Here is a 6,392-nt window from a genome sequence, read left to right on the forward strand (position 1 = left end):
GGTCGGGACCGAGGGCGGCTGCGCGGGCGGTCCGGGCTGCGGCGGCCGGTCGGCCGGCTGCGGGGCTGCTGCGGTGGCGTGGACATGTCGTGACGATAGGGCACAGTACGCGCACAAGTAGCCCCCTCGACCGGGATCGTTACGGCATCCGGACACTGGCCATGGGGGCGCGGCACATGGGGCGCTACGCCATGTGGCGCCCCACCATGTCGCTCCGTCACACGTCAGCAGCGGTAGGGGGCGTGCTCACAGCAGACCCACAGCGGCCGCACAGGGCGCACCGCCACATGGACCCCGAGTGTGGCATCCGGGTTGCTCGGGTCAGCCGTCCGGCGCGGGCAGCTCGCCGCACCTGGCCGACCTTCCTACGTTGATCATATGAGCACCGGATTCTCACGTCGGGCGACCGTTTCTGTCTGTTCCCTCTGCATGGTGGGAGCGTTGGCCCTCGCGCCCGTGGCCGCCGCCACCGGAAACGGCGGGGAACCCGCGCCACCCGCACCACGGGCGGCCGTCCCGCAGCCGTCCCTGCTCTACGGCTCCGGCGTCCAGGTGCGTCCGCGCGCCGGTGCCCCCGAGACACCGCAGCTCTCCGCGCTCTCCTGGCTGGTGGCCGACGCCGACAGCGGCGATGTGCTCGCCGCCGACGGGGCGCACCGCAAGCTGCCGCCCGCGAGCACGCTGAAGACCCTGTTCGCCCTGACCGTCATGCCGACGCTGCCCGCGACCCAGCAGCACAAGGTGAGTTACCAGGAACTGGCGGACGTCGGCGAGGGCAGCAGCCTGGTCGGCGTGGAGGAGGGCCACACCTATCAGGTGGCCGACCTGTGGCGGGGGGTGTTCCTCAGCTCCGGCAACGACGCCGTGCACGTACTGGCGGCCCTGGACGGCGGTGTGGACTCCACCGTCGCCAAGATGCAGACCAAGGCCCGCACGCTGGGCGCGATGGACACCCATGTGATCTCCCCGGACGGCTACGACGCCCCCGGCCAGGTGTCCTCGGCGTTCGACCTGGCGGTGTTCGGCCGGGCCGGGCTGCAGAACCCCGACTTCGCCCGGTACTGCTCCACCGCCCAGGCCGAGTTCCCCGGTGACGGCTGGCCGTTCGCCATCGAGAACACCAACCGGCTGCTGAGCGGCGAGGACGGTGTGGCCCCGTATCCCGGCATCATCGGGATCAAGAACGGCTACACCAGCAACGCGGGCAACACCCTGGTCGCCGCCGCCCGCCGGGGCGGCCGCACGCTGGTGGCCACGGTGATGAACCCTCAGGAGGGCGGCGGACTCGCCGTGTACGAGGAGGCACGCCAATTGCTGGACTGGGGCTTCGCCGCGGCCGGACGGGTGGACCCGGTGGGCTCGCTGGACGGGCTGCGCGCCACCCCGCAGCCCACGCACTCCGCGATCCCCGTCGCGGCCGCCGTCTCCCCGGCACCGCACGACGACACGGACTGGACGCGGACCGCGACCATCGCCGGCATCGTCGTCCTCGGCGCGGCCGGCGTCACCCTGGCCCTGCGCGGCAAGAGCGGCAAGGACGCCGGGAGCGGCACCGAAGCCTGACCGGTCAGGAGGCGAGGTCCAGCGCCGGCACCGTACGCACCGCTCCCACCGGCCGCCCCCCGCCCAGCAGGGGTGCGCCCGCGAACTCCGTGAGGAGGGCCGGGTCGATCCCGGCGTGGGCGAGGGCGGCCGCGGCGACGGGGACGCGGGCCCGGTCGGCGCCGTCCGCGATCTTCACGGCGATGGCGCGGCCGTCGGGCAGCGCGGCCACCTGGACGCCCTCGAAGCCGTCCTTGGCGAGCAGACCGGGCACGGCCCGCATCAGGGCGGCCACGTCCCGGCGGACTCCGGAGGCCATCTCCGCGTGCTCGCGCATCGCGTCCGCCACCCGGGCCTCGGGCGTGCCGGGGGCGGCGGTGGTGATGCGGGCGAGGGCGCGGGCGAGTCCGTGCAGGGAGACGGCGAACAGGGGCGCGCCGCAGCCGTCGACGGTGACGTGCGCGATCCGCTGGCCGGTGAGGTCCTCGACCGTCTCGGCGACGGCCCGCTGGAGGGGGTGGGCCGGATCGAGGTAGTCGTCCAGGGACCAGCCGTTGAGCTTCGCGGTCCACAGCATGGCGGCGTGCTTGCCGGAGCAGTTCTGCGCGAGCCGGGACGGCCCCCGGCCCTCGCGGACCCAGCTGTCGCGGACGACAGGGTCGTACGGCATGTCGGGGGTGTTGCGCAGCTCGGCCTCGGCAAGCCCCGCGAGGTCCAGGACGCGCCGGGTGCCGTCGAGGTGGCGTTCCTCGCCGGAGTGGCTGGCGGCGGCCAGGGAGAGCAGGTCGCCGTCGAGGGGCAGGCCCGCCCGCAGCATGGCGACGGCCTGGAGGGGCTTGAGAGCGGAGCGCGGGTAGAAGGCGGCCTCGGCGTCGCCGAGCCGGAACCGCACCTCGCCGTCGGCGCCGAGAACGACGACCGAGCCGTGGTGGACGCCCTCGATCACACCGCCGCGCACCAGGTGGACGACGGGGGCGTGACCCGGTTCGCGCAGGACGGGGGCGCCCAGCAGGGAGCCGGCCCGCGTCGCTGCCGGGGTCACGGGGTCGGGGATGGCCTGGACATGGGTCACGCGTCGGCTCCGGTGGTCTCGGGGCCGCCCGGTACGGGCAGCGCCGGGGGTGTGGCGGTGCCGGTGGGGCGGACGATTCGGGTGAGGGTCGTGGCGACCCGGTCGAGATGGTGGGTCATGGCGGCGACGGCATCGCCCTCGGAGCCCGCGGCGAGCGCGTCGACGAGTGCGCGGTGCTCGCGGTCGGACTGTTCGCGACGGCCGCCCAGTTCGGTGAGGAAGGCCGACTGGCGGGCGAGGGCGTCACGGATCTCCTCGATCACCTTGCGGAAGACCGGGTTGTGGGCGGCCTCCGCGACGGCGAGGTGGAAGAGGGTGTCCATGGCGACCCAGGCGGCGGTGTCCGTCTCCCGCTCCATGCGGTCCAGGAGCAGGGTCAGCCGGTCCAGGTCCTCCTGGGTACGGCGCCGCGCGGCGTACCCGGCGACCGGGACCTCGACGTGCCGGCGGACCTCCAGCAGGTCGCCGGCCGTGTAGTCGCCGAAGGTGGGGTCCTGCACGGCGTCGGCGACGACGAACGTGCCCCTGCCGGTGCGGGAGACCGTGAGCCCCATGGTGTGCAGGGCGCGCAGGGCCTCGCGGACGACGGGCCGGGAGACCTCCAGGGTGCGGCACAGCTCGGCCTCGGAGGGCAGTTTGCCGCCGATCGCGTACTCGCCGCGCTCGATGGCGCCGCGGAGGTGGCCGAGGACCGCTTCCAGGGCGCTGACGCGTCGGGGGGCCGGGCCACCTGTCTGGCTGTCTGACAGGTTCACCGGGCGATGGTGCGGTCTGAGGCCAGAACCTGTCAAGGCGTGACGATCCGGGACGCCGACGGGGTGCGGACGCCCGGCTCGTCCGGACGTCCGCACCCCGTGCGGTGGCGCGCTCGCCTCAGTTGCTGAGTGTGCCGGTGGCCAGCAGGCCGATCAGCGCCACGCCGACGACGATCCGGTAGATCACGAAGGCGTTGAACGAGTGCTTGGCGACGAACTTCAGCAGCCAGGCGATGGAGGCGTAGGCGACGACGAAGGAGACGACGGTGCCGACCGCGAGCGGGGCGGCGCCCACGCCGGCGCCCAGGGCGTCCTTCAGCTCGTAGACACCGGCGCCGGTGAGGGCCGGGATGCCGAGGAAGAAGGAGAGGCGGGTGGCGGCGACCCGGTCGAGGTCGAGGATGAGCCCCGTCGACATCGTGGCACCGGAGCGGGAGAAACCGGGGAAGAGCAGCGCGAGGATCTGCGAGCTGCCGACCAGCATCGCGTCCTTGAACGAGGTGTCGTCCTCACCCCGCTTGTGGCGGCCCATCTGGTCGGCCGCCCACATGACGCCGGAGCCCACGATCAGCGAGCCGGCGACCACCCACAGGGAGGCGAGCGGACCGTCGATCAGCGGCTTGGCCGCCAGTCCGACGACGACGATCGGAATGGTGGCGGCGATCACCCACCAGCCGAACTTGTAGTCGTGGTGGTAGCGCTCCTCGGAGTTGAACAGGCCCCGGAACCAGGCGCTGACGATCCGCTTGATGTCCTTGAAGAAGTACAGGAGCACGGCCGCGATGGCGCCGACCTGGATCACCGCGGAGAACCCGACCACGGACTTGTCGTCCACGGGGATGTGCATGAGCCCCTCGGCGATCTTCAGGTGACCGGTGGAGGACACCGGAAGGAACTCGGTCACCCCCTCCACTACTCCGAGGACGACGGCCTGGCCGACAGAGATGGCACTCATGGATTCCAGTTCTGGGGAGAGGGGTCCGACGGCGGTGCGGACACGTCTTGGCGCGCCCGTACGGCACCGGCGCGGACCGCTCCGGAGCGCCGCCCGCGCGTACGGCAGCGTAGAGGCACCCGGGGTGTGGGACGGAACGCCGCAACCCGTACTGCGGGCGGAACCCACCTACCTCACAACGATTTCTTACCGTGAGCGCCCGTATTGCCCGAGAAGTCAGGGTCACCAGTTTTTCTCGAAGAGCTGGGCCACTTCGGCGATCCGGGCCTCGTCGCGGTGGTAGTAGGTGCGCAGCAGCCGGCGCCTGCCGCGCAGGAGGCCGAGGCGGGTGAGGAAGTCGAGATGGGCGACGGCCGTACGGCGGGGCACGCCGAGCTTGGCGGCGACCGCGTGCGAGGTGACACCGGTACCGAGGGGGTCGATGCTCGCCGGGGGGAAGTGGGCGGCCGGGTCCTTGAGCCAGTACAGGACGGTCTGCCGTATCCGGCCCGAGGGAGTGCCCGTCATGCCTGCACCCCCTCCCCCACTCCTGGGCTGCTCGTGTCCCGTGGCCCCACTGTGGCGCAGGCGGCGATGGCACGTCCGGCTCTCGGGACGGGTTGTCCGGTACCCGACGGAGGGCGGCGCGGGCCACGGTGGGGCGCGATGAGGCGCGCCGGGGCCGGAGGGCCGGGGTCGCCCGTACGGCGGCTTGCGCCGGCACTAGTTGCACAGTCAACGATTGGCCGGAACGGTGCTACCGTGCGGGTATGGCAGTGAAGACGGGCGAGGGCGCCCGGCTCGAAGAACGTTGGCGGGACATCCTCGCGGTGCACGCGCGCACCATGTGCGAGATAGACCGCGCCCTGCATCCGCACGGCCTGGGTGCCAGCGACTTCGAGGTGCTGGACATCCTGTCCACGGAGACGCCCGCCGAGGGCGACCACTGCCGGGTGCAGAACCTGGTCGGCCGGGTCCACCTCAGCCAGTCGGCGCTGTCCCGGCTGATCGGACGGCTGGAGAAGGAGGGGCTGGTCGAGCGCACGGTGTGCGCGGAGGACCGGCGCGGAGTGTGGGTCAGCCTCACCCGCCGGGGCCGTGAGCTGCACGCGGAGGTGCTGCCGCTGCAGCGGGGCGTGCTGGAGCGGATGCTGGCGGAGTCCTCGGACTGAGTCCGGCTCGTACCTAGGCGCTGGGCACCTGTGCTCTGCCCACACAGGCTCAGCCCCCACAGGCGCAGCCCACGTAGACGTTGCCCACATATGGGTTGCTCACATAAGTGGGCCTCACAGGGGCGCGTCGCATACCCCCGGACACACCCGTATGGCGAAGTCGCCATGTGCGACTCCGCCATACGGCAGGCGATTCAGCGCGCCAGCAGTGAGCGCACGCCCTGCGAGGTCAGCGTCAGCCCGTGTTCCGAGCTGCCGTCGATGGTGAGTGACAGCTCCTCCTCGGGCCACTGGGAGGCGAGGGCGCCGAGCTGGATGAGGCGGTAGCGCGAGACGGAGGGCAGCAGCCCGGCCATCTCCAGTTCCGAGGTGAAGACGGGTACCACCTGCTCACCGCCGGGCTGCTCGAGCACCGGCAGGGCGACCATGGTGGAGTCGGCGCCCTCCGCGTCCACGGCCTCGTCGGGCATCGGGACGAGCACGTCGCTGTGCGCGAGGGTTTCAAGGGCGGCCTGGTCGTCGGTGTTGACGGCCAGCACGTCCAATGCCTGCTGGGCGGGCGTCGGCGTCGGAAGGTCGTCGTGTGCGGGTGTCTCCATGGCACATCCCCAGGTAGTGCGGTCGTACGGGCTCACGCCGGACCGGGGCCCGAGCGCGCTCCCGGCCGCGTACCCATCCGCCCACGGACCATGCGCAGAGGTTTCCAGCGGGCCGGAACCCTTCACGGGCGGTTCACCCGATCGGACGGCAGACCGGCACGCCTCCTCACGGCCCGGCCTCGGAACACCACCCGGTCCCCGAACGCGGGCAGGAGCCGCGCCACCCCCGCGGCCGCCCCGGCGTACCGCGGGGTGGCCCACGGACTGCCCGGGTCGGCGAAGACGCGCTGCATGGCGATGACGGCGAGCAGCCCCGGT

General features: G+C 72.6%; 7 protein-coding genes and 1 pseudogene. 2 read left to right on the top strand and 6 right to left on the bottom strand.

Annotated features, from left to right (window positions below; all coding sequences use genetic code 11):
* Window positions 1–378: 378 nt before the first annotated feature.
* Window positions 379–1,563, top strand: a complete 1,185-nt coding sequence (locus CCN33_RS28155) for a D-alanyl-D-alanine carboxypeptidase family protein (RefSeq protein ID WP_086696235.1) — start codon at window positions 379–381, stop codon at window positions 1,561–1,563.
* Window positions 1,564–1,567: 4 nt separating this feature from the next.
* Here CCN33_RS28155 and CCN33_RS28160 read toward each other — a convergent pair whose 3' ends face one another.
* The 4 genes from CCN33_RS28160 to CCN33_RS28175 all read right to left on the bottom strand — a co-directional run bounded on the left by CCN33_RS28160 (window position 1,568) and on the right by CCN33_RS28175 (window position 4,831).
* Window positions 1,568–2,584, bottom strand: coding sequence for an asparaginase (locus CCN33_RS28160; protein ID WP_086696241.1), 1,017 nt, complete (start codon window positions 2,582–2,584; stop codon window positions 1,568–1,570).
* 26 nt (window positions 2,585–2,610) lie between these two features.
* Entirely contained in the window at window positions 2,611–3,369 is a 759-nt protein-coding gene (locus CCN33_RS28165) for a FadR/GntR family transcriptional regulator (RefSeq protein ID WP_086696236.1), read from the bottom strand.
* Window positions 3,370–3,487: 118 nt separating this feature from the next.
* The gene (locus tag CCN33_RS28170) at window positions 3,488–4,324 is read right to left on the bottom strand and encodes an undecaprenyl-diphosphate phosphatase (RefSeq protein ID WP_086696237.1); all 837 of its coding nucleotides are present in this window, start codon (window positions 4,322–4,324) and stop codon (window positions 3,488–3,490) included.
* Between the two features lie 222 nt (window positions 4,325–4,546).
* Window positions 4,547–4,831: an ArsR family transcriptional regulator gene (locus CCN33_RS28175; RefSeq protein WP_086696238.1), complete on the bottom strand. Its 285-nt coding sequence runs from the start codon at window positions 4,829–4,831 to the stop codon at window positions 4,547–4,549.
* A 242-nt stretch (window positions 4,832–5,073) separates the two neighbouring features.
* Between CCN33_RS28175 and CCN33_RS28180 the strand changes: the two genes are divergently transcribed.
* Window positions 5,074–5,475, top strand: a complete 402-nt coding sequence (locus tag CCN33_RS28180; protein ID WP_086696239.1) for a MarR family winged helix-turn-helix transcriptional regulator — start codon at window positions 5,074–5,076, stop codon at window positions 5,473–5,475.
* Window positions 5,476–5,669: 194 nt separating this feature from the next.
* Here CCN33_RS28180 and CCN33_RS28185 read toward each other — a convergent pair whose 3' ends face one another.
* Both CCN33_RS28185 and CCN33_RS28190 read right to left on the bottom strand, forming a co-directional pair.
* Entirely contained in the window at window positions 5,670–6,074 is a 405-nt protein-coding gene (locus CCN33_RS28185; RefSeq protein WP_030804053.1) for an SseB family protein, read from the bottom strand.
* Between the two features lie 122 nt (window positions 6,075–6,196).
* Window positions 6,197–6,392, bottom strand: a pseudogene (locus tag CCN33_RS28190) (hypothetical protein); the annotation flags it as partial.

It is taken from the genome of Streptomyces recifensis, from assembly GCF_002154615.1.
Lineage (GTDB): Bacteria > Actinomycetota > Actinomycetes > Streptomycetales > Streptomycetaceae > Streptomyces > Streptomyces griseoluteus.

Bases quoted from the DNA above. Each gene is read 5' to 3' on its own strand.
- CCN33_RS28155 (WP_086696235.1), top strand. From the start codon at position 379: ATGAGCACCGGATTCTCACGTCGGGCGACCGTTTCTGTCTGTTCCCTC.
- CCN33_RS28170 (WP_086696237.1), bottom strand. From the start codon at position 4,324: ATGAGTGCCATCTCTGTCGGCCAGGCCGTCGTCCTCGGAGTAGTGGAG.
- CCN33_RS28175 (WP_086696238.1), bottom strand. From the start codon at position 4,831: ATGACGGGCACTCCCTCGGGCCGGATACGGCAGACCGTCCTGTACTGG.
- CCN33_RS28180 (WP_086696239.1), top strand. From the start codon at position 5,074: ATGGCAGTGAAGACGGGCGAGGGCGCCCGGCTCGAAGAACGTTGGCGG.
- CCN33_RS28185 (WP_030804053.1), bottom strand. From the start codon at position 6,074: ATGGAGACACCCGCACACGACGACCTTCCGACGCCGACGCCCGCCCAG.